Genomic DNA, 22,119 nt, shown 5'->3' on the forward strand with positions numbered 1-22,119 from the left:
AGAATGATGATGGCAGTAAACATTTACGACGACATTAACAAATTAGCAAGCACGTTCCGTGAGACAGAGGAATTCGGTAAACTTCAAGCGGCAGTTGCAGCAGTAACTGCGGATGATGAGGCAAATGATTTGTTCAAAAGTTTCCGCGATCTTCAAATCACGCTTCAACAAAAACAAGCGCAAGGCGAAGAGATTACTGAAGAAGAAATAATGGGAGCTCAGCAAACTGCTCAAGCGGCACAGCAAAATCCAAAAATCTTGGCAATGCTAGAAGCTGAAATGGGCTTGAGCCAGATGATCGAAGAAGTTAACCGTGTATTGATTCAGCCGGTTCAATCTTTATACGAAAGCATGTAAAACTTTCTCTTAAATAAAGGGATAAAAGAAGAAGACACCGAATACGTAAAGATGAATGCTAATTCATTTTACGAAAGGGTGTCTTTTTTTTATGTATGAAACCATCCAATTAATAAAAGAAGGCCGTGTTGGCCACTTGCTGTTAAACAGGCCGAAATCGATGAATGCAATGAACGGCTTGATGATGAAGGAATTGGCTGACTGTTTTGAAACGCTGCTTCAAGACAACACGCTTCAAGTACTAATCGTCCGCGGAGAAGGCAGGGCTTTTTCTGCTGGAGGCGATATTAAAGAAATGATGGACCCCGAACAGCCAATGGATATCGACACAGTGATGAAAGATGTTTCCCGCTTGGCAAAAGCCCTTTATACGCTGCCGCAAATCACTATTGCAGCGATACACGGCGCGTCAGCCGGGCTTGGCTTCAGCATTGCGCTTGCATGCGACCACATCATTGCAGAAGAAAACAGTAAATTGGCGATGAATTTTATCGGCATCGGACTCGTTCCGGATGGAGGCGGGCATTTTTTCTTGAAAGAGCGTGTCGGAATTCCGAAAGCAAAGCAAATCATTTGGGCAGGGCAAACATTGAAAGCGCATGATGCAATGGCCAAAGGGCTGGTGGATGAAGTGACGGCAGAAGGACGGGCGCTTGAACATGCAGAAGCTTATGCAGAAGAAATGTTGGCATCGCCGCTGCGGGCTAAGCTGGCTTCAAAACATGCGTTGCATCAATTGAAGATCGAAGAACTTGATAAAGTGCTGGATATGGAAGCGGCTGCACAGTCAGCCATGCGAAAATCCAAAGACCACCTTGAAGGGATCCAGGCATTTGTTGAAAAACGTAAGCCGGAATTTACAGGAAAATAACTTTATCCTGGGCGGCATTCAACTTCTTTTCTGAGAGCGGCAATTAGAGGGGGGATGTATGAGTTGAAGAGAAGTTCTCATGCTCCCTTTCTAGTTATGAAGGAAGCCAAGAAGCGAGACAGCAGCTCCCGCAGACGCGAAGCGGCTTGTCGCTCATTTACGCAAAGCGCAGCTTTTGCGGAACAGTAACTACAGCAAATGTGATAGCTTTCTTTCTAAAATAAGGAAAAGCATGGCGAACCTCGCCATGCTTTTTGTCTTTTATGAATGGAACAGCAATAATTTTCCGTCAGGTGATACAAAGCGGTGAGTTTGGTCTAACAAGGCTTTTTCTTCAAGAAGTGCTTGCCCTTTTTCTTTTGCTTCATCATCATTTAAGGCGGTAACTGTTTCTTCCGCAATCAATTTTCCGGTTTGTTCATAGGCCGTTAATTTATATATTTTCATGCTGAAACCATCCTTTCTGAATGCTTATTCATTTTAAGTATAGCCGGTTTTATTTCAAAAGTCCTCCAATTGCGAAACATTTTATAGGGCATTTCGTATTACTAGGGGAGAGGAGGAGTCTATATGGCTTTAAATGTAGAACAGGCAACAAAAAGGTTTGGCAATTTTACAGCTGTCGACAATGTTTCGTTAAAAGTTGAACGCGGAGAAATGCATGGGTTTCTTGGTGCTAATGGTGCTGGAAAGACGACAACATTCCGGATGATTCTTGGGCTTCTGAATCCGAGCAGTGGACAAATTAGCTGGAATGGAAAAGCAATTACATATGCGACGAGCCCTGAAATCGGTTATTTGCCGGAAGAGCGGGGACTGTATCCGAAAATGAAAGTTGAAGACCAGTTGGTTTATTTAGCGGAGTTGCGAGCGATGCCGAAACGGGAAGCAAAACGTGAAATAGCAAATTGGCTGGAACGTTTTGAAGTCCCCCATTATGCTTCTAAAAAAGTGGAGGAATTATCTAAAGGCAACCAGCAGAAAATTCAGCTGATCGCTTCGCTTTTACATAAACCTTCATTGCTGATTTTGGATGAACCGTTCAGCGGACTTGATCCGGTCAATGTGGAAATGTTAAAAAGCGCCATTTTGGATTTTCAGCAACAAGGGGCGACCATTGTGTTTTCCAGTCATCGCATGGATCATGTGGAAGAATTATGCGACGACATCAGTATTTTGGACAAAGGAAAAATGGTTTTGTCCGGTTCGATCCGTGACGTGAAACGGTCTTTTGGCAAACAAAATGTACGCATTAAAATGGATGGTGATTTATCAGTTTTGATAAACGCAGAGGGTGTAGATAATTACAAAAAAACACATGACGGGGCCCTGTTTCAAATTGCTGATGAAGCAGCAGCGCAACTGCTTTTAACCGAGTCAATGAAATTAGGGGCGGTACGGCATTTTGCCATCGAAGAACCTTCGCTTGAAGAAATATTCATTGCAAAGGTGGGGAAAGCATATGCATAGTTTTTGGATCATCTTCAAGCAGGCATTTCTTACAAAAGCGACGACGAAATCTTTCATTATCACTACAGTAATTGTTTGCGCCTCTTTTTTCTTGCTGGCGAATATGTCAAAAATTCTAGATGTTTTTCAAGGAGAAGATGAGGACCATGTTCTTTATATTGTGGATGAATCAGGAGAACTGGCTCCACGGCTGCAAGAACAATTACAATTGGCGGATAGAGATATTCAAGCAGTGCCCACAGAGCAGACTGAAAAAGAACTGAAAGAAGGCATTGTGGCAGATACGGTGGAGGCTTATCTTGTGCTGGAACAAGGAGAAGAGCTGACGGCGCGCTATGTTACGAAATCAGCCAATGAGCTGGAAAACGGTTCTAATATTGAACAAGCGGTGCAGTCGCTGCAAACCATCTTGACTGCTGAAAAATTGAACTTGGACAACAACCAAGTCGAGCAATTGTTTGCGCCAGCTCTGTTCGAACGGGAAGCAGTATCCGAATCTTCAAAATCGCAGGAAGAACTGAGCCAGGCAAGAGGGCTTGTTTACATCTTGATTATGCTAATTTACATCTCCGTCATTTATTATCCGAATATGATTGCGATGGAAGTCGCTACTGAAAAGTCTTCGCGCGTCATGGAGATCTTAATTTCGAGCGTCTCGCCGGTCAAGCACATGTTTGCGAAAATTGCGGGCATCGGCACCCTTGGTATTTTGCAGATGTTGGCATTCGGGCTATCGGGCTTTATAGCCATCAAAACTGCTGGAACCAGTATGACAGAAGGGATTTACAGTGTTTTCGGTTTTGCGGATGTGAAAATCAGCACGTTTTTGTTTGCCGTCCTGTTTTTCTTATTGGGCTATTTCCTCTATGCGGTACTGGCTGCGCTGCTTGGTTCACTCGTCAGCCGGACAGAAGATGTCCAGCAATTGATGCTGCCGATGATGCTGTTGATCATTGTAGCCTCGCTAATTGCTTTTTCCGGTATTTCCGTCCCGGAAGCGAACTTCGTGACCATTGCATCTTTCATCCCGTTCTTCGCCCCGCTGGTCATGTTTTTGCGTGTCGGCATGCTTGATGTTCCGCTATGGGAGCCGTTGCTGTCCATCGCCATCATGCTTGTGACCATCGGGCTTCTCGGCTGGCTTGGGGCGCGTGTCTACCGAGGGGGCGTACTGATGTATGGATCAGCTCAATCTCTAAAAGATATCCGGAAAGCGATTGCGTTAGGCAATAAAAAATAACCAAAAGCTGTTTGCAGAGGAGTTTTTTGCAAACAGTTTTTTTTCGTTTGTTTCCATGGTAAAATTAGAACAAATATTCGGCTTTTTAAAGGGGTTTTATTATGGGACAAATTCGATTTATCCACGCGGCCGATCTGCATTTGGGCAGCCCGTTTACAGGTATGAAAGGGTTGCAAAAAGAGCAGTGGAAAAAGCTGAAAGACAGTACAATGGAAGCTTTTGACCAGCTTGTTGACTATGCTGTTGCGGAACGGCCAGACTTTTTGCTGATCGTCGGTGATATTTATGACGGAGAAGACCGCAGCCTTCGTGCACAGCATCGATTCCAGCTGGGGATGAAGCGGCTGAAGGATGCGAAAATTCCAGTAGTGGTCAGTTACGGTAACCACGATCATCTAAGCGGCAAATGGAGCCGTTTTGAATTGCCGGAAAACGTGCATGTATTTGGCCCAGCTGTTTCGCAAATGGAGCTATCGACGGAAAACGGAGACGTTATTATCACCGGCTTTAGCTACAGAGAACGGCATATTAAAGAATCGATGATTTCTGCTTATCCACCTGCTGAAAAACAGGAAACTTTTCATATAGGGATGCTGCATGGCAGTATGGAAGGAAATACAGCACACGCTGTATATGCCCCTTTTACAAAAGAACAGCTGCTCAGCAAAAACTATGATTACTGGGCGCTTGGCCACATTCACATGCGGCAGGAATTGCACCGGGAGCCTTCCATAGTTTATTCCGGCAATATCCAAGGGCGGCACATGGGCGAAACAGGGCAAAAAGGCTTTTACGATGTTATGTTGTCGAAAACAGAAACGAAGCTCTCTTTTGTGCCAGCGTCTGTCGTTCAATTTGACCGGCTTGTTATACCTTGTGGCAACATAATGCACATGAACGAAGTGTTGGAAGCATGCCGGGAAGGTGCGAGTGACTATGCCGGCCGCTACGGTGCAGCCGTCATAGAGCTCGAATTTACCGGCATACATACAGAAGCGGCGGAGCTGTTTAACGAGATTCCAGAAATTGAACTGATTGAAACCATTCGTGAGGCGATAGAAGGCGACGGAGAATTTGTCTGGATTCACAGCCTTGCTTTTGAAGAAAGCGGGAATGATTTGCCGATATCGCCGTTTGGCGAACAAATCATCGGGGTGATCAAAAATTGGGACACGAACGAGTGGAAAGAAGCGCTGAACGATCTTTACCGGCATCCAAAAGGCAGCCGGTTCCTTCATGCGCTAGATAGCGAGACCATTGAGGATTTCCGGGAAGGCGCTGTCCAAAAAATTCGCCGCAGCATACAAATAGGGGAGTAGCCACATGAAAATAGACAAACTGATTATATACGGATTTGGTAGGCATGAAAACCGGACAATCGATGTTAACCCGCATATGTCTTTGTTTTACGGACCGAATGAAGCGGGCAAGACAACCATCCAGCAGTTTATCATCCAAACCTTATTTGGCTATCCAGCACGCAATCAAGCGAAAATACGATATGAACCTAAATCAGGCGGAAAGTACGGGGGCCAAATTCATCTGGTTGACGAGAAATTCGGCCGAGTGATTATTGAGCGGGTAAAAGGAAAGTCGGCGGGTGATGTAACGGTCTTTTTTGAAGATGGTTCAAGGGGCGGCGAAGCAGAACTTAAAATGCTTCTGCGGGATTATGACCGAGCTGCATTCGAATCGGTTTTTTCATTTTCCATACATGAATTGCAAGGGCTGGAGAGGATGACTGAAGAAGAATTGAGCAGAACCTTGCTTGCTTCCGGGACTACAGGAATTGATGCCATAACTAAAATGGAAAGCCACCTTGAAAAAGATATGGGACTCCTGTTCAAAAAGAACGGGCGCAATCCGGTAATGAACTTGCTGATTGAAGAACTCAGGGGAATCGAAAGAGAACTTAAGGACTACCGGTCGGAAACGGAACTTTATAGTCCATATTTAAAACGAATTCACGAGATAGAAAACCGATTGGACGATATGACAGAAGAAGAAAAGCAGATTACGCATTACATGCGAAGCGCTGAAAAACAGCTTCAATCCCTGCCATTGCTCGAAAAGGCGGCAAGACTGGAGCAAGAGTTGAAAGAGCTTGAAGGAATCAACTTCCCGACTGATGGAAGTCGGCGCATGGAGCGGCTGCAAGACCGGATATCGGAAACAGTTGCTAAAATCGAATATACAGAAAACGAGTTAGGATTACTTGGCGATTTCAAGACTGCCCTTGAAGAGACAGAAGAGCTTGAGCAGTTGCTGGGCCGTGAATCGGAATGGCATCAGCTTCAAATGCTGTACCGCCAAAAAAAGGACGAAACGATTAAACTGCTGGACGATCAAGACCGGCTTGTCAATCTGGTGGGCATGGCTGAAGAGGACGCGCTTCAAAGCGATGTATCATTGACCCATGAAGAACAGCTGATTTCCTACATACAGCAATTGGATATGGAGGATGAAGAAAGGCGGTTTACTGCCCGCCAACAGTCTGAAGAAAAGAGCGTAATGGCAAACGTCCAAAAACAATTAGATCTACTTTTGGATCATCGCCCGACAGACAGTGAAAGGCAAGAAGCTCGGCAATGGCCGGAGACATCAATGCGGCTAGCAGAAGCAAAAGTTGCCAAGCGCTTAGAAAAATCTGCCGGTTCGAACACATTGGGCATCTGGTTGCTTGTACTTGGAGCACTTGGCATTCTCCTTGGATTGATGCAGGGAAATTACACAGTTGCCAGCCTGGCTTTTCTGGCAGGAGCAGCTGGTGTTTGGACAATCATGAAAAACGGAAAGTCCACAAAATCGGAAGGCGGCTATGAAAAGCTGTTGCAGAAATATGCAGGAAGAGAAGCGGAGTTGGAAGCCCTTGTTCAACGGGTGAATGAATACGACCGGAAATTCAAAGAAGCGAAAGCCCAACTTGCGGCAAGTACAGAAAAATTGGAAACACTCGTACAGTCAACTTCAGGACAGCCGGCAAAACGGGCTTATGAGCAATTTTTAAGGCAATTGCGGATTGATCCGCGTTCTAGCCGGGCGATGGTTTTGGACTTGTTTGAAAAATTACGGGAAATACAAGCCATTCACTCACGGCTTGGACGTTTGGAGCAAGATACAGTTATACTCGCCGACAAAGTAGACCACTGGCTGAAACAAGCGGAAACCGTCTCGGGAAGATCTCTTACTTCCGAAAGCTTGTATGCAGAACTGCGAAATGAATTTGCAGTGCGACAAAAGCAACAAGCAGAAAATCTAAAAAGAGAAGAAAAACAGAAGGAGCTTCAAGCCGAGTCCAAAAAGTTAACTGTTTTTCTAGAACAACTTAAAAAAGACATGCAGCTTTTGCTTGAGGAAGCAGCGGCTGCTGATGCGATAGAATTTTACCAATTTGCTGAAGCAATGGAGAAAAAAGAAGCCTTCTTGCAGGAGCTTGCGCCCATCCGATCGCAACTTGCTGTTATTGGCCGTATAGAGCTTCCTGTAGATTCGACTCCAGATGCACTGACTGAGTTCTTATCTCAGCAAGAAGCAGCCTTAACAGAACTCAAAAGTGAACGAAACCGCTTGCTCGCTGAACTGGCCGATAAACAGCAAACTACCCAAAAATTGTTGTCAAACGATGAATACGAAGAGAAGCTGCAGCAATTTGAAGAGAAAAAAGCTGAATTTGCCGACCTCGCAAAACACTGGGCGATAAACAAGTCAATCACTGAAGCGATCAAACAAACCATGAACGAATTAAAAGAAAAGAAATTGCCGTCAGTCATTGCTGATGCAGAAGCTTATTTTGCCAAATTGACAGCCCACACCTATACCGGCTTAGAAATGAATCCTGCCGGTTTTTTTGAAGCTATAAGAGAAGATGGCATGCGCTTCCATATTATTGAACTGAGCCAAGCGACAAAAGAACAAGCGTATATTGCGCTCAGGCTAGCTCTTGCGGTATCCATGCAGCAGAGCCATCCATTTCCGATCGTAATAGATGATGCGTTTGTCCATTTTGATCGCAGCCGCCTCCAGCAAATGATAAACTTAATAACAGAGCTGCAAGAGAACCATCAATTTATTTATTTTACCTGTCACGAAACTATGCAGCAGGTTTGGCCGAATGCCCATGTTATTCATGTGGCAAACACAGAAAGGGGCGTGCACTCATGACAAAAGGAATTACACAGCGGGCAGTAGGGGAAACAATCGACGAGTATTTGTTGATCAAACAATCCGTTAAGGGCGTCACAACAACGGGAAATCCCTTCATATCGCTCGTTCTGCAGGATAAAAGCGGAGATATCGAAGCGAAACTGTGGGATACAAAAGAAGAACAGGAAAAACTATTTGCTGCAGAAACCATTGTGCGGGTAGGAGGAGAAATCCATAATTACCGAGGGAAAAATCAATTGCGCATCAAGAGCATCCGTCCGGCAAAACCGGAGGAGAATCAATCGATCGCTGATCTGATGCCATCTTCCGAAAAAAGCACCGATGAACTGTCAGAAGAAGTGATGAGTTACTTGTTTGAAATGCAGAATCCGCAAATTCAACGCATTACTCGACATATCTTGAAAAAGTATCAGCAACAGTTCTTCACATTCCCAGCAGCAACAAGAAACCACCACGATTACGTGTCTGGTCTTGCTGATCATGTTGTGTCGATGCTTCAATTAGGGAAAGCATTATGTGGTATTTATCCTACGCTAAACAAAGATTTGCTTTATGCCGGAATTATTCTGCATGACATCGGCAAAGTGTTTGAATTGTCCGGGCCTATTGCAACAACTTATACCGTTGAAGGGAATTTGATCGGCCACATTTCCATTATGGTAACTGAAATTTCAAAAACGGCTGAGGAACTTGAAATAGACGGAGAAGAAGTGATGTTGCTTCAGCATCTCGTCTTGTCTCACCATGGCAAAGAAGAGTGGGGAAGTCCAAAACGCCCGATGATCAAGGAAGCGGAAATTCTTCACTATATTGATAATATTGATGCCAAAATGATGATGCTTGACCGGGCACTTGGCAAAACAAAACCAGGGGAATTTTCGGAGCGCTTGTTTGCTCTGGATAATCGTTCGTTTTATAAACCGACAATTTAAAGAAAAACACGTTAATAAGAGAAGAAAAACGTCAAAAAACCCGCAGTTGTGGAATCGTCCACAACTGCGGGTTTTTATTTGTAAAATTATTGAGCAGGAGCAGCTTCAGCATTCAAGATGCTATCAAGTGCGCCTTTCAAGTCTTCATCTTTAATATCAACTTTTGCGTCTTCCAGCATTTTAGCGATTTTTGGAACTAGGGCAGCTTGATCGGCTTTCGCAACTGCCAAGTCAGTACGGATTGCTTCTTTTTGATCTTCTAGTGCAGGCTGGTCTTCCACTTTGCGTTTTTCAAGAACTTGAATGATGTGGAAACCGTGTTGAGATTGAACCGGCTCGCTAATCTCGTCAACTTCTAAGTTGAACGCAGCTTCTTCAAATTCAGGAACCATTGCGCCAGCGCCAAACCAATCAAGATTACCGCCGTTAGCGCCTGATCCTGGATCAGTAGAGTTTTCTTCAGCCAATTTAGCGAAGTCAGCTCCTTCATCCAATTGTTTTTTAATATCAGCTGCAGCCTCTTCATCAGCAACTAGGATATGGCGGGCATTAAGCTCTGTGCCTTGTCGGTCATATTGTTGTTGAATTTCTTCATCAGTTACTTCAACGTCCTCAGTCAAAGCTTTTTCCTGAAGCAAATTCAATCGAATGATTTTTTTGTAGCTTTCTTCTGTCTGGTTGTTTTGCGCAAGGAATTGATCGAAGCTTTCGCCCATTTCTTCTTGTGATTTTTGGTATTCTGCGTCAACTTCTTTGTCAGTGACTTCGTACTTTTCGCCGAGTACTTTTTCAATCATCAAGATTTGAACGGCTTGTTCACCAACTGAAGTCTTCATTTCTTCGTAAAGCTCGTTTTTGGTGATATCTCCTACTTCGGAAGATACAACAACTTCGCTGTCTGAACCGTTGCCACTGCATGCAGATAAAGCTAAAACTGATGCAGCCAAAGTAACTGTTAAAAATGATTTTTTCATTATTTTCGCTCCCAACTTTCTTTCTTGATGCCAGTGTTACTATACCATAAAAGCTTAAAAAATCAAAAAGTTTCGTTAAGGATAAGTCCGGGTAAACAAAAAAGCTGATAAGTAAATACTGCATCAAAAAACATTCTCTAAATAAAAAAGTTCATTTGCCAAAAGGCAAATGAACTTATGGAGTAAATTCTACGCCAACGTATAGTGATACCAGTAATATTGTGATTAATATATTGATCGTCCGGAATATTTTCTGATGATTTTCTTCAGGAATCTCCCGTGAAGTTACCAGCGCTAGTGTCATGCGATTAATTTGAAATAAGTAAAATACAGAGAAAACAACTACAAAGCCGATTAACATGAATTTCCTCCCCTCTGAACTTAGGTACTAGTATAGCAAATTCGGGAAGAAAAAACAGGTTCAGGCCATCGGCTGGGGCACAAGAATTTCAAAACCGGTGTCTGTTTCTTCAATTAGTGCGTGTTTTGGAGAACGCGCTAAATTCCGCATATAAATCAAATCGGGAACACATAAACCGCAATGGTAAGCTAAAAGCATAGCGAAATAATGGCTGAAAGCGGGCATTGAGATGCTGGCAGCTATGATAGCCGCATTGATCAGAAAGAAAGGGGTGACCAACGTCAGGATAAAGCGTTTTTTGGCGACAGGTTCTGCAATCTTTAATGTAATGATGGGCATCAACCCCATTTGTTTTGTTAACATTAGCCGAATGCATTTGCGGCATCCGAAGAGCGGGATGAAATGGCACATTTTGTGCAGAGGATAAATCCCTAAGGTTGCTAAAATAAATAACAGAAAGTGCTGATCAGATAAAGGAGCGGTATAAATAATATTAAGTGCGATATAGAAGCTGATGAATACACCAACTCCGATAAGTGCAGACAGCAAAAATAACCGCTCAAATCCGTACTGTTTTTTTACATTTATAGTTTTCCAGCAATGCATATTTTGCATCTCCTACAAGTGAGAATTCTCTTATGAGTCGATACATACAATACAACGATTTCCACAGAAAAGCAACCATAAAATCGCCATATTTTCACTCTTCTTCTACTGTTTTTCGCCGATCTGGATGATGTGATTTTCTTCGCTGAAACGGTTTTCGATGTTCTTGAAGGAAGCTTCGAAGATTTCCATAAAGTCATCGCCATAGATATTGCGGATTACGGCCATTACATCCATGAACTCTGGAAATCTTCCGTATAATTCGCGTAAAGGCAAGGATCCTTCAATGACTGAATGAGGAGTATCGTGGTATTTCTCGATCATTTCCTGCATCAATTCTTCACCTTTTTTTGTCAATTCAACATATGTATTGCGTTTATCGGTATCGCGTTTTGAGAAAGCCAATAATTCGCGTTCTTCTAGTTTTTTAGAAAAATTAAAGGCTGTCGATACGTGCATAACACCAAACTTAGCGACATCTGAAATAGAAGCGCCTTTCAGATGGTACGAGATCCACAAAATATGGTGTTCGTTGATGTTCAAATCATATGGTTTTATCCACAACTGCCAATCTTTTTCTACCGCTTTCCATAACGCTTTTGATAGCTGGCCAATGCGTTGGCTAAAAAGCATGGCTTCTTTCATCGTGTATTCTCGTTCGCTCATTTAGGCACCAACTTTCCCCCGAAAGTATTTTCTCTTATTATAGCAATAAAGCAACTACTATTAAAGTGTGAATAGTAAAAAAATTTTTAAATAAAAAATATCGTCAAAAGCCGGGTGTGAAATTATAGAAAAATCAGACTTTTTACGATAAAAAGAATGCCGGCAACCTTCAAAAAAGGTGTCGGCATTCTTTTTATTTATCGCTGTCGGAATTGTTGTTTTTATCTTTGTCGTCTTTGTTATCTTTGCTGTCATCATTCTTATCATCTTTGTTATCTTTACTGATCGATTTTTGAAGCTCTTCAATTGATTTTTGGATAGCCATAATTTCAAGTTGAAGATGTTCTTTAGCAGGAACAGTGCCATGTTGCCATGCCTCCATCGATTTTTTCAATTCGTCCATAGCAGCTGGGAACTGGGTTTTTGTTTCGGCCGATAAAGCTGCTACTGATTCTTTCAAATCATTAACTTTCTCTTTTACATCGGATAATCTTTCTTTCCAATCAGTGGAAGTGGATTTCACTGAAGTTCGAAGATCTTTTCCGGATTGTGGAGTCGTGAATAATGTCGCTGCAGCTCCTGCTGCTAGCCCTGTCGCAAGTCCAATAAAAAAATTTGATGCTTTCATAAGCCAAACGCCCCTTTCATCTATACCGTTCTTTTCCTTTATTCTACTTAATTAAAACATAAAAATGAATAGGGATTCAACGAAAAAAGCTTTCCACCGGTTTTATCGGTGAAAAGCTTTTGGTTTATAGGCTTTATGATACTGCAGTTTGAAGTTTTGAACGCTTGACCAGTGATATCACGATTGGGAAGATAAATAAAAATGCCACGCCATTCAGCAAGACGGCAGGTAAGACAACAGTTGCGAAAAGCAAACCAAAAGGAATTTCCGCACCGATAACGAAAATTGCTGCTGACAAGAAAATTGCGCCGGACAAAATTGTTCCAAGGCCGCATAAAGCAACAGCAACAGGAAGCCTTGTGGCAACTTTCTTAAGAAGCATTACAACTGCAAAAAAGATGAAGGCAGTGAAAAACTTATCAATCACGTTCGGGAAAAATCCACCAGGAAACGTGGAGAATAAACCGGATATCACGCCGGTTGTAACTGCAAGCAAAAAGACACTTTTAACATTAGGGAATAATAAAATACCAACAAACATCATTGTCAGCATGAAGTCAGGTTTCATGCCGCCGTTAATACCAGGGATAATCAAGTACAATGCGGCTCCTACGCTAACCAACAGCGCCATTAAAACTAAATTTTTCGTGTTCAACTCTCATCTCTCCTCAGCTCTACGCTTTTTTGTCTTCCCGGTCGTATCCTCACGATCGCCGGCGAAAAACTTAATCTGATTTTAGCTCTAATAAGTAAACAAATCAAGTAAGGGAGCTTAATTTTTCTTTTACTTCGTCCGCTAATTGCTGGATGCGTTCTCCGTTGAATTCTTTTTCTTTCGTCATCCATTTGGCGGCGAAACCGTCCGTCTCGTCATAGCGGGGGATGAAATGCAAGTGGAAATGGGCAACACTTTGTCCAGCTTTGGCGCCATTGTTGTTCAATAAATTCATGCCTGCAGGTCCAAAAGTCTCCTTGAGGGCAGAAGCGATTTTGGGCACTACAGCAAACAAATCGGACGCTTCCTGGGATGTTAAGTCGTACACCAGTGCGCGGTGTGTTTTTGGAACAATCAACGTATGTCCTTTTGTTAGAGGCATAATATCCATAAAAGCAAATACGTTGTCGTCCTCATAAATTTTTATACTTGGGATGTCGCCAGCGATAATTTTGCAAAAGATACAGTTATCCATCTTCTTCATCCTTTCATCGTATCTGTTTTAAGAGCAAGGAAACCCTGCTAGTTCAAGTTCCACTAGACTCATTTTAGCATAATTAACTTTCCATAAAAGAAATCATCCACAGGTTTTGATACAATATGTGAGAAAGAGGTGTTGAGAGTGGCTATTTTGGAAGTTGAAGCGCTGACGGGAGGCTATACGCGAAAACCCGTCCTGCAAGAAGTGACATTTTCAATCAAAAAAGGTGAGCTTATCGGATTGATTGGATTGAATGGAGCAGGGAAGAGTACAACAATTAAACACATTATCGGCTTAATGCAGCCAAAATCGGGCACTATCCGTTTGAATGGCAAAACCTTCGAAGAGGATATGGACGCTTACCGGTCATCATTTTCCTATATACCAGAAACGCCGGTATTATATGAAGAATTGACGCTTAGAGAGCATTTGGAGTTGACCGCCATGGCATATGGATTGGATTCCGCAACTTTTGAGAAGCGGTCGGCAGAATTGTTGAAAGAATTCCGGATGGAAAAGCGGCTGCGGTGGTTTCCGTCCCACTTTTCAAAAGGGATGCGCCAAAAAGTAATGATCATGAGTGCATTCTTAGTGAATCCGGCCCTTTACATTATTGACGAGCCTTTTGTCGGCTTAGATCCGCTTGGCATCAAATCACTGCTTGACCAAATGGAGAAGCAGAAGAAAAAAGGGGCATCTGTCCTTATGTCAACGCATATTTTATCGACGGCTGAACGATATTGCGACCGGATTATTTTGCTGCATAATGGGCGAGTACGGGCGAGCGGAACAATGGCTGACTTACGGAAAGCGTTCAACATGCCGTCAGCTTCATTGGACGATCTATATATTGCAATGACCGAGGATGAAACCAATGAAGAGTTTGCATGATGTCTGGTCAAGGCGGCTTCAAAAATACACAGTTGAAGTCCAAAATTATTTAAAATACGTTTTTACCGGCCATATTGCCATTGTGTTATTGTTTGCTATCGGAGCAGCTGGCTACGCATACAGCGAATGGATTCAGACCATTCCAACCGGATTTCCGGGAGCTTTGCTTTTGGCTCTTGTTCTTGGGCTGCTGTTGGCCTATAGCCCGCCGACAACCTTGTTGAAAGAAGCGGATGCGGTCTACTTTTTGCCGCTCGAAAGCAAATTAGACAGCTTCCTGAACCCAGCATTGAAATGGACATTTTTCTCGCAGCTGTATTTGCCGGTCGTGGCCTTTATCGTGTCACTGCCGATGATAAATGCCTTATACGGGTTGAATCCCTCCCTGTTGATTGGACTGCCAATTTTGCTGCTGCTTTTAAAATGGTGGAGCATACAGACGGAGTTTTCATTCAGAAAAGCGAGAGCCGGAGAGAAGGCATGGGTGGATCGCCTTGTCCGCTTTCTTGCAGTGCTCTTGTTCGTTTATCTATATATAGAAGGCCAATTGCTGTTTGCGGTTCTGGTTCTGTTCGGCATTATTTTCTACGGTAAGTGGGTAAAGCAGCAAGCGGCAGGAAAGCCTTTTGCATACGGCCATTTTATTGTGCTGGAAGAAAACCGTATGCTGCGCTTTTACCAGTTTGCTAATTACTTCACAGATGTTCCGCATATAAAAGGGAAAGTTAAAGCACGTTCTTGGCTCAATTGGATATACAGCTGGATCAAACCTGGACCTCAAAATGCCCATTTATATCTAGTGTGGCGCACTTTTGTCCGGTCAGATGAGTTATTTTATTTGTGGGTTCGCTTGACCATCATTGTGATGATCGGCGCCTGGCTTATTCCGTTTCCGGTGGCAGTCGCTATTTTCTCAGCGGCGCTGGCATTTGCTTCCGCAATTCAAATTTGGCAAGGTTTGAATAAGAGCCAGCATTTCCGGATGGACAACTTGTTTCCGCTGACGCAGTTCAACAGGGAGCAAGCGGTTTGGAAATTGGTGCTGATCGTCCAGACTGTGCAAGCTGTTCTTACGGCTCTTGTTCTAGCGCTGGCGGGTATGCTCTTTACGGCGCTAGTGGTCCTTGTAGTCATCGTGGCGATTTCAATTGTTACACTTTCGGTCTCAAAGAAAAATAAAAAGAAATAAAAAGAAGCCCCGCATTTGGATGCGGGGCTTCTTTTTATAAAATTATTTGGCTTGTTTATGGTAATTGACTGCTGCTGAACCAAGTGTTTTGGCTGCCACGAGCATCGCTTCTTCTTTAAAGTCAAATTTCGGATGGTGATGCGGATAAACATCGCCGTCCGGCATAGCGCCAGTGAAAAAGAAAGTGCCCGGCACTTTTTCAAGGTAATAGGAAAAATCTTCGCCGCCCATTTGAGGGGGGGCATCGTAAACTTCTTCAACGCCCGGCACGGATTCGGCAATGCTTTTCAAGTACATGGTTTCAGTTTCGTGGTTAACGACTGCCGGATAGCCTCTCATATAATTAAAGTCATATGTGCTGTCTGCCGCCCGGCTTGTGCCTTCAATCACGCGTTCCATTTCTTCTTCCATTAATGTCCGGATGTTTTCACTGAATGTGCGCACCGTCCCGGATAATTTTGCTTGATCCGCAATGATGTTGAACGGATTTTCAGCAATAAAGGAGCCGACCGACAGCACGGCAGATTCCAGTGGATCAACACGTCTGGCCACCAATTGCTGCAAGTTCGTGACCATCTGAGAGCCAATGACCACCGCATCTTTTGTTTCATGAGGGCTAGCGCCATGGCCGCCGCGTCCTTGTACAGTCAGCTCGAATCTGTCAGAAGCCGCCATGATCGGGCCAACACGGTAATCGATTCTGCCAAATGGAGTCATCGACCATAAATGCGTGCCGAAAATCACATCGACACCGTCAAGTGCCCCTGCTTCGATCATCGGTTTTGCACCGCCTGGAGCGAGTTCTTCCGCATGTTGATGAATCAGTACATACGTGCCTTCAAGTTCATCGCGCATCGCATGCAATACCTTTCCTAGGATGAGAAGAGTGGCCGTATGGCCGTCATGGCCGCATGCATGTACTGCGTTCGGCACTTGAGAACGATAGGGAACGCCTTCTTTTTGGTCTTGAATCGGCAAAGCATCAAAGTCTGCACGTAAGGCAACTGTTTTTCCAGGTTTTGAGCCTTGGATGGTCGCGACGAGTCCGTTGCCGCCAACTCCTGAACGGACATCAACACCAAGTGTTTCGTAAAATTCGCGGATGTAAGCCGCCGTTTTTTCTTCTTGGAATGATGGCTCCGGATTCATATGTAAATGGCGGCGTATTTCCACCATTTCGGCATAGTTGACATCTAATTGTTCATAAAGTTTTTCAATCATTGGAGTAGCTCCCTTCAATATAATATGTAAAGGATAACACATATATAACGAATTTATTATTTTTTCAGTGAACTGTTAGCATGGAGCCTATTATTCGTGGATGTTTGCGGAGTGCTATATGAAGTAGAGTGCTAAGGAAAATAAGAATCCCGCAGCTTATACGCTGCGGGAAAAAGGTTGGTTTACTTGTCTTCTGGTGTTGCGGCATAAGTTGTTACGTAGGAAGAACCGGAAAAGATATTTGGCCGTTTTTCTGCGGCGCCTTCAGCAGGCTTTGAATGAGCCTGTGAAAAAGCTTGGGATTCTTTCCACTTCTCAAAAAAGTTCGGTGATTCCCATTCGGTCAATACCACATACGTATCAGAACCTTTCGGACGCAGTACGCGGAACGCGATATACCCAGGTTCGTTTTCGATGGCACCTGCCCGGTTTTTGAAACGGTGTTCAAAAATCGGCCGGCCTTCCTCGGTCACCGGAATATTGTTCATAACAAAAAATCCTTTTTCTTTGAATTCGCCAGTGCCGTCCACCACTTCATAGCGTCGGGGCGTTTGGAAAACAGTTTTTCCTTCCGTTTCATGGAGAACCAAAGTGGTATTTTCCCCTTGCATGACCACCATATTCTCGTTCGGGTATTTATCCCGCAATTTCTTCATGTAGTCATATGTTCCAGTCGTCATATATAAGTTCAAAAAATTCCCCTCCAATGCTGTTCTTGTTAGTATACCGTTCCCTGAACAAAAACGCATGAAACGCATTTGTCCATCCCGTGACTGGAGAAGCGTCTAATTTATGACATTTCCTTAAGGAAACTATACAATAAAGGATAGAGCGTCTATAGTAAATACCGATATGGAATAGATATGCACTAGATTTAACAGACTGAAGGGATGAATTGACACATGACTTTTAACGACACTTTATTGAGGGCGGCACGTGGAGAAAAAACAGAACATGTGCCGGTATGGTATATGCGCCAAGCAGGGCGTTCACAGCCGGAATATCGCAAGATTAAAGAAAAATATTCGCTGGAGGAAATCACGCATCAGCCTGAGCTATGTGCATATGTAACAAAACTGCCGGTTGACCAGTATGGCGTCGACGCTGCAATTTTATACAAAGATATCGTAACGCCACTGCCAGCTATCGGGGTTGACGTTAAAATCAAAGCAGGCATTGGGCCGGTTATCGACAATCCGATCCGCACACTAGCGGATATTGAACGCCTTGGTGAAATCAATCCTGAAAAAGACGTGGATTTTGTTTTGGAAACAATCCGTATGTTGACGCAAGAACAACTGGATGTGCCATTGATCGGATTTTCCGGAGCGCCGTTTACGCTCGCAAGCTATATGATTGAAGGCGGCCCTTCACGTAGCTACAATAAAACGAAAGCCATGATGGCTTCCCAACCCCAAATGTGGTTTGCATTGATGGATAAATTGGCAGACACCATTATTCCATACGTGAAAGCACAAATCAAAGCAGGGGTAAAAGCGGTTCAAATTTTTGATTCATGGGTCGGGGCGTTAAATGTGGAAGATTATCGCATTTTCATCAAGCCGGTCATGGATCGGATTTTCTCGGAACTTCGGACAGAAGGAGTACCGTTGATCATCTTTGGTGTGGGAGCTAGCCACTTGGCAAAAGAATGGCACGACCTTCCAGTAGATGTAGTGGGATTGGACTGGCGTTTGCCGATTTCTGAAGCGCGTTCGATGGGATTGACAAAAGCATTGCAAGGCAACTTTGATCCTTCATATTTATTAGCAGACTGGCCGGTCATTGAAGAACGGGCTAAAGCGATTTTGGATATGGGCATGCAGCAAGATGGCTATATTTTCAATCTTGGCCATGGGGTCTTCCCGGAAGTCAATCCGGATACATTAAAGCGTTTGACTGCATTCATCCATGAATACAGCGCAGCCTATAAACTAAATAATTAATCAGCTATATGAGATAAACTAACCTTCCTATTTCAAAGCTGGCGAGGCGATATAGAAATAGTATGGTTTTCTCTGTTGTTTTGCTCGATATCTTTAGATGAGTAAAATGGAAGTGGGAAATTCTTCTATTCAACTTATATAATCAAAACTTAGAGGTGACTGATGATGAAAAAGACAATGGGATTATTGGTTATGGCGTATGGAACGCCTTATGAAGAAGCGGATATCGAGCGTTATTACACGCACATTCGCCGCGGCCGCAAGCCGAGCGAAGAAAGCTTGGAAGATTTGCGCAGCCGTTATAAAGCAATCGGCGGATTGTCGCCGTTGGCAAAAATTACGAAAGATCAAGCGGAATCTCTTGGAGCACGATTGAATGAGATTCAGGACGATATTGAGTTTAAAGTTTATCTTGGGTTAAAGCATATCGAACCGTTCGTTGAAGACGGGGTGGAAGCTATGCATCGCGATGGCATAAAAGAAGCTGTTTCTATCGTATTAGCTCCGCATTTCTCGACGTTTTCCGTGAAATCATATAATGGTCGTGCATTAGAAGCTGCTGAAAAAGCAGGCATCAAATTAACTTCAGTTGAAAGCTGGTACACAGAACCGAAATTCATTCAGTACTGGAGTGAAAAAGTAGGTGCGGCGTTTGCTGAAATGCCGGAAGAAGAACGCGCAAAATCATGTTTAATCGTTTCAGCGCACTCATTGCCTGAGAAAATCATCGCAAATGGCGATCCATACCCAGACCAATTGAAAGAAACTGCGGAATTGATTTCTCAAGCAGCGGGCGTAGCAAACGTGGAAGTAGGCTGGCAAAGTGCCGGTCAAACACCGGAACCATGGATCGGGCCTGACGTCCAGGATTTGACCCGTGAATTATTTGAAGAAAAAGGATATACATCTTTTGTTTATACGCCGGTTGGATTTGTAGCCGACCATTTAGAAGTCCTGTTTGACAATGATTACGAGTGCAAAGTAGTGTGCGATGAAATCGGCGCAACTTACCGTCGCCCTGAAATGCCGAATGTTCAGCCATTGTTCATCGATGGTTTAGCTGATGTCGTTTTGAAAAAATTAGCCGATAAATAAATCTTTATTGGAAGTGATAAACGTGGAGGAGCGGATCCGAAAAGTTGCAGTTGTAGGTGGAGGGATCACAGGCCTGACTGCTGCCTACTTTTTACAAAAACAGGCGCATGAGCAGGGCTTGCCGATACATATCACCTTGATTGAAGCGGCACATCGGTTAGGCGGCAAAATCCAGACGCTGCAAAAGGATGGCTTCGTGATTGAGCGTGGCCCTGATTCGTTTCTCTCTTTCAAGAACAGTATCGGAAGATTGGCGAAAGAGCTCGGCATTGCGGACAAACTTGTCCGCGGTGTTAAAGGGCAATGGTCCATTGTGGCAGAGGACAAGCTGCAACCAATTCCAGAAGGCACTATTATGGGCGTGCCTACCAACCTCGGCGCGTTTCTTACTTCTGATTTGTTTTCCTGGAGCGGAAAGGTGCGAGCAGCAGGTGATTTGGTTCTGCCGAAGGCAGCAGAGGCCAGCGATCAATCATTAGGCAAGTTCATGCGCCGCCGGTTTGGCAAAGAGTTGGTGGAGAATTTGTTGGAACCCCTCTTGTCTGGAGCAAACGGGGGAGATATCGATCGTATGAGTTTGGAAGCTGCTTTTCCACAATTTGCAGAAGTGGAGCAAAAACACCGCAGCTTAATGACGGGCATGAAAAAAACAAAGGCGGGCGCTCGTGCAGCTGTCTACAGCAGAAACGAAGAAGACGTCTACCAAACGTTTGAAGGCGGTTTGCAGACGCTGGTCGAAGCTCTAGAAAAAAAACTCAGCGGTTGTACAATCTTGAAGGGCGTTAAAGTGGATGGCATAAAAGCGGAAGCGGTTAAAGCGAGCCTGAAACTGAACAATTCTTCCACTATACTGGTCGACCAAGTCCTTTTTGCTCTTCCCCATTCAAAGCTGCTCCCTTTGTTTGAGCCATACGATTTATTGAATGGTTTGAAAGAAATGCCAATGACTTCAATTGCAACAATTTCCATGGTCTTTCCGGAAAGTGCAGTGGAGTTTGGTGAAAGCACCGGCTTTGTAGTAGCGCGCAACAGTGATTTCGCAATTACAGCGTGCAGCTGGCCTCAGCAAAGATGGCCTTCTATAGCGGTTCCTGAAGGGAAAAAGATGCTTCGGGCCTTTATAGGAAGAGTCGGGGATGAAGCAGTGGTCGATTTGGCTGATCATGAAATTGAAAAAATCGTCCTGTCAGACTTGCGCAAAATGATGAAAATCGAAGGGAAACCGGATTTTATCGTTGTTTCTCGCTGGAAGCAGGCAATGCCTCAATATGTGGTCGGGCATAAAAAACGGGTTGCGGAAGCGAAGAAGGAACTTGAAAAAGAATTCCCTATGGTCCAATTGGCTGGGAGTTCTTTTGGCGGCTTTGACTTAGCGGATTGTGCCGAACAAGGAAAAATTGCAGCATGCCGGATAGTAGAACAGTTATTAGGATAACAATCCTCATGGAGGTTATTATGATGAAAAAGTTTGCTTGGCTTGGATTGTCCGTATTGCTTCTTGGAGCATGCGGCACAAAAGAAGCCGAAACATCAGGCGCCGGCAATACGCTGGAAGAAGTTGTTGTGGATTTCAATACTGGTCAATCGGCCGAAGCAGGTGAGAAAGTGGCGTTATCCGTCACTGTCACTCAAGGCGATGAAACAGTGGAGGACGCAGATGAAGTGGTGTATGAAGTATGGGAATCGGGACACCGTTCAGACGGGGAAATGATTGCTGCCAAACATACAACTGATGGCGTCTATGAAGCTGAAACGGTTTTTGAAGAAGAAGGGCTGTATTATATGCAGGCCCACACAACAGCACGGCGCCTGCATGCCATGCCTAAACAAGAAATAACGGTCGGCAATCCGGATCCGGAATCAATTGTTCCGGATGATAGCGAAGATTCCGAAGGCATGAAAATGATGGAAGACCATAGCGGACATTGATACAGGAGAAAAGACTACCGACCGGCTAAGCAAGATGAAGCCTGTGGCAGTCTTTTTCATTTTTCGCAAAAATCCGTTCGCATGATTTGTTCCTCTTCTTATCAAAAAACGAAAAACTCCCTCAATGGATTTGAGGGAGTTTTTCAGAGTGTTGAGTAACCCTTTGATATAAGATAAGAACTTATTTGTTCATCAAAAGAAAAGAAAACTTCCGATTTTTACGCCCTCCTTGCCAGAAGGAGGGCCATTTTTTTGATGTTTTGCGTGGCGGCTGTCAGGAAAGCCTGCTCTTGGACAGACGGACGCCCTCGGCGTCTTGCGTAGCGAAAGCCATGGAGTTCTTTGGCATCCGCAAAGCTTCTTTCAATGGTTTGGCTGCGCAG

24 protein-coding genes are annotated in these 22,119 nt (G+C 44.0%); 13 read left to right on the forward strand and 11 right to left on the reverse strand.

Annotation, left to right across the window (positions count from 1 at the left end):
- Positions 1–9 precede the first annotated feature (9 nt).
- Together B0H99_RS14515 and B0H99_RS14520 are read left to right on the forward strand one after the other, a co-directional pair.
- The gene (locus tag B0H99_RS14515; RefSeq protein WP_106534414.1) at positions 10–357 is read left to right on the forward strand and encodes a YlbF family regulator; all 348 of its coding nucleotides are present in this window, start codon (positions 10–12) and stop codon (positions 355–357) included.
- 91 nt (positions 358–448) lie between these two features.
- A complete protein-coding gene (locus B0H99_RS14520) occupies positions 449–1,228 on the forward strand; it encodes an enoyl-CoA hydratase (RefSeq protein WP_106534415.1) in 780 nt (259 codons plus the stop codon).
- A 261-nt stretch (positions 1,229–1,489) separates the two neighbouring features.
- Here B0H99_RS14520 and B0H99_RS14525 read toward each other — a convergent pair whose 3' ends face one another.
- Positions 1,490–1,675: a YhzD family protein gene (locus B0H99_RS14525; RefSeq protein ID WP_106534416.1), complete on the reverse strand. Its 186-nt coding sequence runs from the start codon at positions 1,673–1,675 to the stop codon at positions 1,490–1,492.
- A 123-nt stretch (positions 1,676–1,798) separates the two neighbouring features.
- On the opposite strand from B0H99_RS14525, the gene B0H99_RS14530 reads away from it, so the two are divergent.
- The 5 genes from B0H99_RS14530 (at position 1,799) to yhaM (ending at position 9,034) form a co-directional block, all read left to right on the forward strand.
- The gene (locus B0H99_RS14530; protein WP_106534417.1) at positions 1,799–2,698 is read left to right on the forward strand and encodes an ABC transporter ATP-binding protein; all 900 of its coding nucleotides are present in this window, start codon (positions 1,799–1,801) and stop codon (positions 2,696–2,698) included.
- Positions 2,691–3,938 (forward strand): ABC transporter permease, encoded by a 1,248-nt coding sequence (locus B0H99_RS14535; protein WP_106534418.1) that lies wholly within the window; start codon positions 2,691–2,693, stop codon positions 3,936–3,938. The genes B0H99_RS14530 and B0H99_RS14535 overlap by 8 nt, the downstream gene beginning before the upstream one ends.
- 101 nt (positions 3,939–4,039) lie before the next feature.
- A complete protein-coding gene (locus B0H99_RS14540; RefSeq protein ID WP_106534419.1) occupies positions 4,040–5,257 on the forward strand; it encodes a metallophosphoesterase family protein in 1,218 nt (405 codons plus the stop codon).
- A gap of 4 nt (positions 5,258–5,261) precedes the next feature.
- The gene (locus B0H99_RS14545) at positions 5,262–8,099 is read left to right on the forward strand and encodes an ATP-binding protein (protein ID WP_106534420.1); all 2,838 of its coding nucleotides are present in this window, start codon (positions 5,262–5,264) and stop codon (positions 8,097–8,099) included.
- Entirely contained in the window at positions 8,096–9,034 is a 939-nt protein-coding gene (gene yhaM, locus B0H99_RS14550; RefSeq protein ID WP_106534421.1) for a 3'-5' exoribonuclease YhaM, read from the forward strand. The genes B0H99_RS14545 and yhaM overlap by 4 nt, the downstream gene beginning before the upstream one ends.
- Positions 9,035–9,120: 86 nt before the next feature.
- Here the strand turns inward: yhaM and B0H99_RS14555 are convergent, their stop codons facing one another.
- The 7 genes from B0H99_RS14555 to B0H99_RS14585 form a co-directional block, all read right to left on the reverse strand.
- A complete protein-coding gene (locus tag B0H99_RS14555; protein WP_106534422.1) occupies positions 9,121–10,008 on the reverse strand; it encodes a peptidylprolyl isomerase in 888 nt (295 codons plus the stop codon).
- A 175-nt stretch (positions 10,009–10,183) separates the two neighbouring features.
- On the reverse strand, positions 10,184–10,369 hold the full coding sequence (locus tag B0H99_RS18090; protein ID WP_106534423.1) for a hypothetical protein: 186 nt from the start codon (positions 10,367–10,369) through the stop codon (positions 10,184–10,186).
- 60 nt (positions 10,370–10,429) lie between these two features.
- Positions 10,430–10,975, reverse strand: a complete 546-nt coding sequence (locus B0H99_RS14565; RefSeq protein WP_106534424.1) for a DUF3267 domain-containing protein — start codon at positions 10,973–10,975, stop codon at positions 10,430–10,432.
- A gap of 105 nt (positions 10,976–11,080) precedes the next feature.
- Entirely contained in the window at positions 11,081–11,641 is a 561-nt protein-coding gene (locus tag B0H99_RS14570; RefSeq protein WP_106534425.1) for an HTH-type transcriptional regulator Hpr, read from the reverse strand.
- Between the two features lie 193 nt (positions 11,642–11,834).
- Positions 11,835–12,269: a YtxH domain-containing protein gene (locus B0H99_RS14575; protein ID WP_106534426.1), complete on the reverse strand. Its 435-nt coding sequence runs from the start codon at positions 12,267–12,269 to the stop codon at positions 11,835–11,837.
- 133 nt (positions 12,270–12,402) lie between these two features.
- Positions 12,403–12,924, reverse strand: coding sequence for a tryptophan transporter (locus B0H99_RS14580; RefSeq protein WP_106534427.1), 522 nt, complete (start codon positions 12,922–12,924; stop codon positions 12,403–12,405).
- Between the two features lie 103 nt (positions 12,925–13,027).
- A complete protein-coding gene (locus tag B0H99_RS14585) occupies positions 13,028–13,459 on the reverse strand; it encodes an HIT family protein (RefSeq protein WP_106534428.1) in 432 nt (143 codons plus the stop codon).
- Between the two features lie 147 nt (positions 13,460–13,606).
- On the opposite strand from B0H99_RS14585, the gene B0H99_RS14590 reads away from it, so the two are divergent.
- Both B0H99_RS14590 and B0H99_RS14595 read left to right on the forward strand, forming a co-directional pair.
- On the forward strand, positions 13,607–14,356 hold the full coding sequence (locus B0H99_RS14590) for an ABC transporter ATP-binding protein (RefSeq protein WP_106534429.1): 750 nt from the start codon (positions 13,607–13,609) through the stop codon (positions 14,354–14,356).
- Positions 14,340–15,545 (forward strand): ABC transporter permease, encoded by a 1,206-nt coding sequence (locus B0H99_RS14595; RefSeq protein ID WP_106534430.1) that lies wholly within the window; start codon positions 14,340–14,342, stop codon positions 15,543–15,545. The genes B0H99_RS14590 and B0H99_RS14595 overlap by 17 nt, the downstream gene beginning before the upstream one ends.
- Positions 15,546–15,587: 42 nt before the next feature.
- On the opposite strand, the gene B0H99_RS14600 is transcribed toward B0H99_RS14595, so the two are convergent.
- A complete protein-coding gene (locus B0H99_RS14600; protein ID WP_106534431.1) occupies positions 15,588–16,766 on the reverse strand; it encodes an amidohydrolase in 1,179 nt (392 codons plus the stop codon).
- Positions 16,767–16,948: 182 nt separating this feature from the next.
- On the reverse strand, positions 16,949–17,458 hold the full coding sequence (locus tag B0H99_RS14605) for an antibiotic biosynthesis monooxygenase family protein (protein ID WP_106534432.1): 510 nt from the start codon (positions 17,456–17,458) through the stop codon (positions 16,949–16,951).
- A gap of 210 nt (positions 17,459–17,668) precedes the next feature.
- Between B0H99_RS14605 and hemE the strand changes: the two genes are divergently transcribed.
- The 4 genes from hemE (at position 17,669) to B0H99_RS14625 (ending at position 21,736) form a co-directional block, all read left to right on the forward strand.
- Entirely contained in the window at positions 17,669–18,712 is a 1,044-nt protein-coding gene (gene hemE, locus B0H99_RS14610) for a uroporphyrinogen decarboxylase (protein WP_106534433.1), read from the forward strand.
- A 162-nt stretch (positions 18,713–18,874) separates the two neighbouring features.
- Positions 18,875–19,807 (forward strand): ferrochelatase, encoded by a 933-nt coding sequence (hemH, locus tag B0H99_RS14615; RefSeq protein ID WP_106534434.1) that lies wholly within the window; start codon positions 18,875–18,877, stop codon positions 19,805–19,807.
- A gap of 22 nt (positions 19,808–19,829) precedes the next feature.
- Positions 19,830–21,242, forward strand: a complete 1,413-nt coding sequence (gene hemY / locus B0H99_RS14620; RefSeq protein WP_106534435.1) for a protoporphyrinogen oxidase — start codon at positions 19,830–19,832, stop codon at positions 21,240–21,242.
- A gap of 20 nt (positions 21,243–21,262) precedes the next feature.
- Positions 21,263–21,736, forward strand: a complete 474-nt coding sequence (locus B0H99_RS14625) for a FixH family protein (RefSeq protein ID WP_245894548.1) — start codon at positions 21,263–21,265, stop codon at positions 21,734–21,736.
- 218 nt (positions 21,737–21,954) lie between these two features.
- Here the strand turns inward: B0H99_RS14625 and B0H99_RS14630 are convergent.
- Positions 21,955–22,119 (reverse strand): transposase (locus B0H99_RS14630; protein ID WP_181313583.1); only part of this gene is annotated, 165 nt, incomplete at its 5' end.

This window comes from Planomicrobium soli (assembly GCF_003014655.1).
In the GTDB taxonomy this organism is placed as follows: Bacteria; Bacillota; Bacilli; order Bacillales_A; family Planococcaceae; genus Planococcus; species Planococcus soli_B.

Bases quoted from the DNA above. Each gene is read 5' to 3' on its own strand.
- B0H99_RS14535 (WP_106534418.1), top strand. From the start codon at position 2,691: ATGCATAGTTTTTGGATCATCTTCAAGCAGGCATTTCTTACAAAAGCG.
- B0H99_RS14565 (WP_106534424.1), bottom strand. From the start codon at position 10,975: ATGCATTGCTGGAAAACTATAAATGTAAAAAAACAGTACGGATTTGAG.
- B0H99_RS14520 (WP_106534415.1), top strand. From the start codon at position 449: ATGTATGAAACCATCCAATTAATAAAAGAAGGCCGTGTTGGCCACTTG.
- B0H99_RS14625 (WP_245894548.1), top strand. From the start codon at position 21,263: ATGATGAAAAAGTTTGCTTGGCTTGGATTGTCCGTATTGCTTCTTGGA.
- B0H99_RS14575 (WP_106534426.1), bottom strand. From the start codon at position 12,269: ATGAAAGCATCAAATTTTTTTATTGGACTTGCGACAGGGCTAGCAGCA.
- B0H99_RS18090 (WP_106534423.1), bottom strand. From the start codon at position 10,369: ATGTTAATCGGCTTTGTAGTTGTTTTCTCTGTATTTTACTTATTTCAA.
- B0H99_RS14595 (WP_106534430.1), top strand. From the start codon at position 14,340: ATGAAGAGTTTGCATGATGTCTGGTCAAGGCGGCTTCAAAAATACACA.
- B0H99_RS14570 (WP_106534425.1), bottom strand. From the start codon at position 11,641: ATGAGCGAACGAGAATACACGATGAAAGAAGCCATGCTTTTTAGCCAA.
- B0H99_RS14545 (WP_106534420.1), top strand. From the start codon at position 5,262: ATGAAAATAGACAAACTGATTATATACGGATTTGGTAGGCATGAAAAC.
- hemE (WP_106534433.1), top strand. From the start codon at position 17,669: ATGACTTTTAACGACACTTTATTGAGGGCGGCACGTGGAGAAAAAACA.
- B0H99_RS14555 (WP_106534422.1), bottom strand. From the start codon at position 10,008: ATGAAAAAATCATTTTTAACAGTTACTTTGGCTGCATCAGTTTTAGCT.
- hemH (WP_106534434.1), top strand. From the start codon at position 18,875: ATGATGAAAAAGACAATGGGATTATTGGTTATGGCGTATGGAACGCCT.
- B0H99_RS14530 (WP_106534417.1), top strand. From the start codon at position 1,799: ATGGCTTTAAATGTAGAACAGGCAACAAAAAGGTTTGGCAATTTTACA.
- B0H99_RS14585 (WP_106534428.1), bottom strand. From the start codon at position 13,459: ATGGATAACTGTATCTTTTGCAAAATTATCGCTGGCGACATCCCAAGT.
- B0H99_RS14600 (WP_106534431.1), bottom strand. From the start codon at position 16,766: ATGATTGAAAAACTTTATGAACAATTAGATGTCAACTATGCCGAAATG.
- yhaM (WP_106534421.1), top strand. From the start codon at position 8,096: ATGACAAAAGGAATTACACAGCGGGCAGTAGGGGAAACAATCGACGAG.
- B0H99_RS14515 (WP_106534414.1), top strand. From the start codon at position 10: ATGGCAGTAAACATTTACGACGACATTAACAAATTAGCAAGCACGTTC.
- B0H99_RS14540 (WP_106534419.1), top strand. From the start codon at position 4,040: ATGGGACAAATTCGATTTATCCACGCGGCCGATCTGCATTTGGGCAGC.
- B0H99_RS14525 (WP_106534416.1), bottom strand. From the start codon at position 1,675: ATGAAAATATATAAATTAACGGCCTATGAACAAACCGGAAAATTGATT.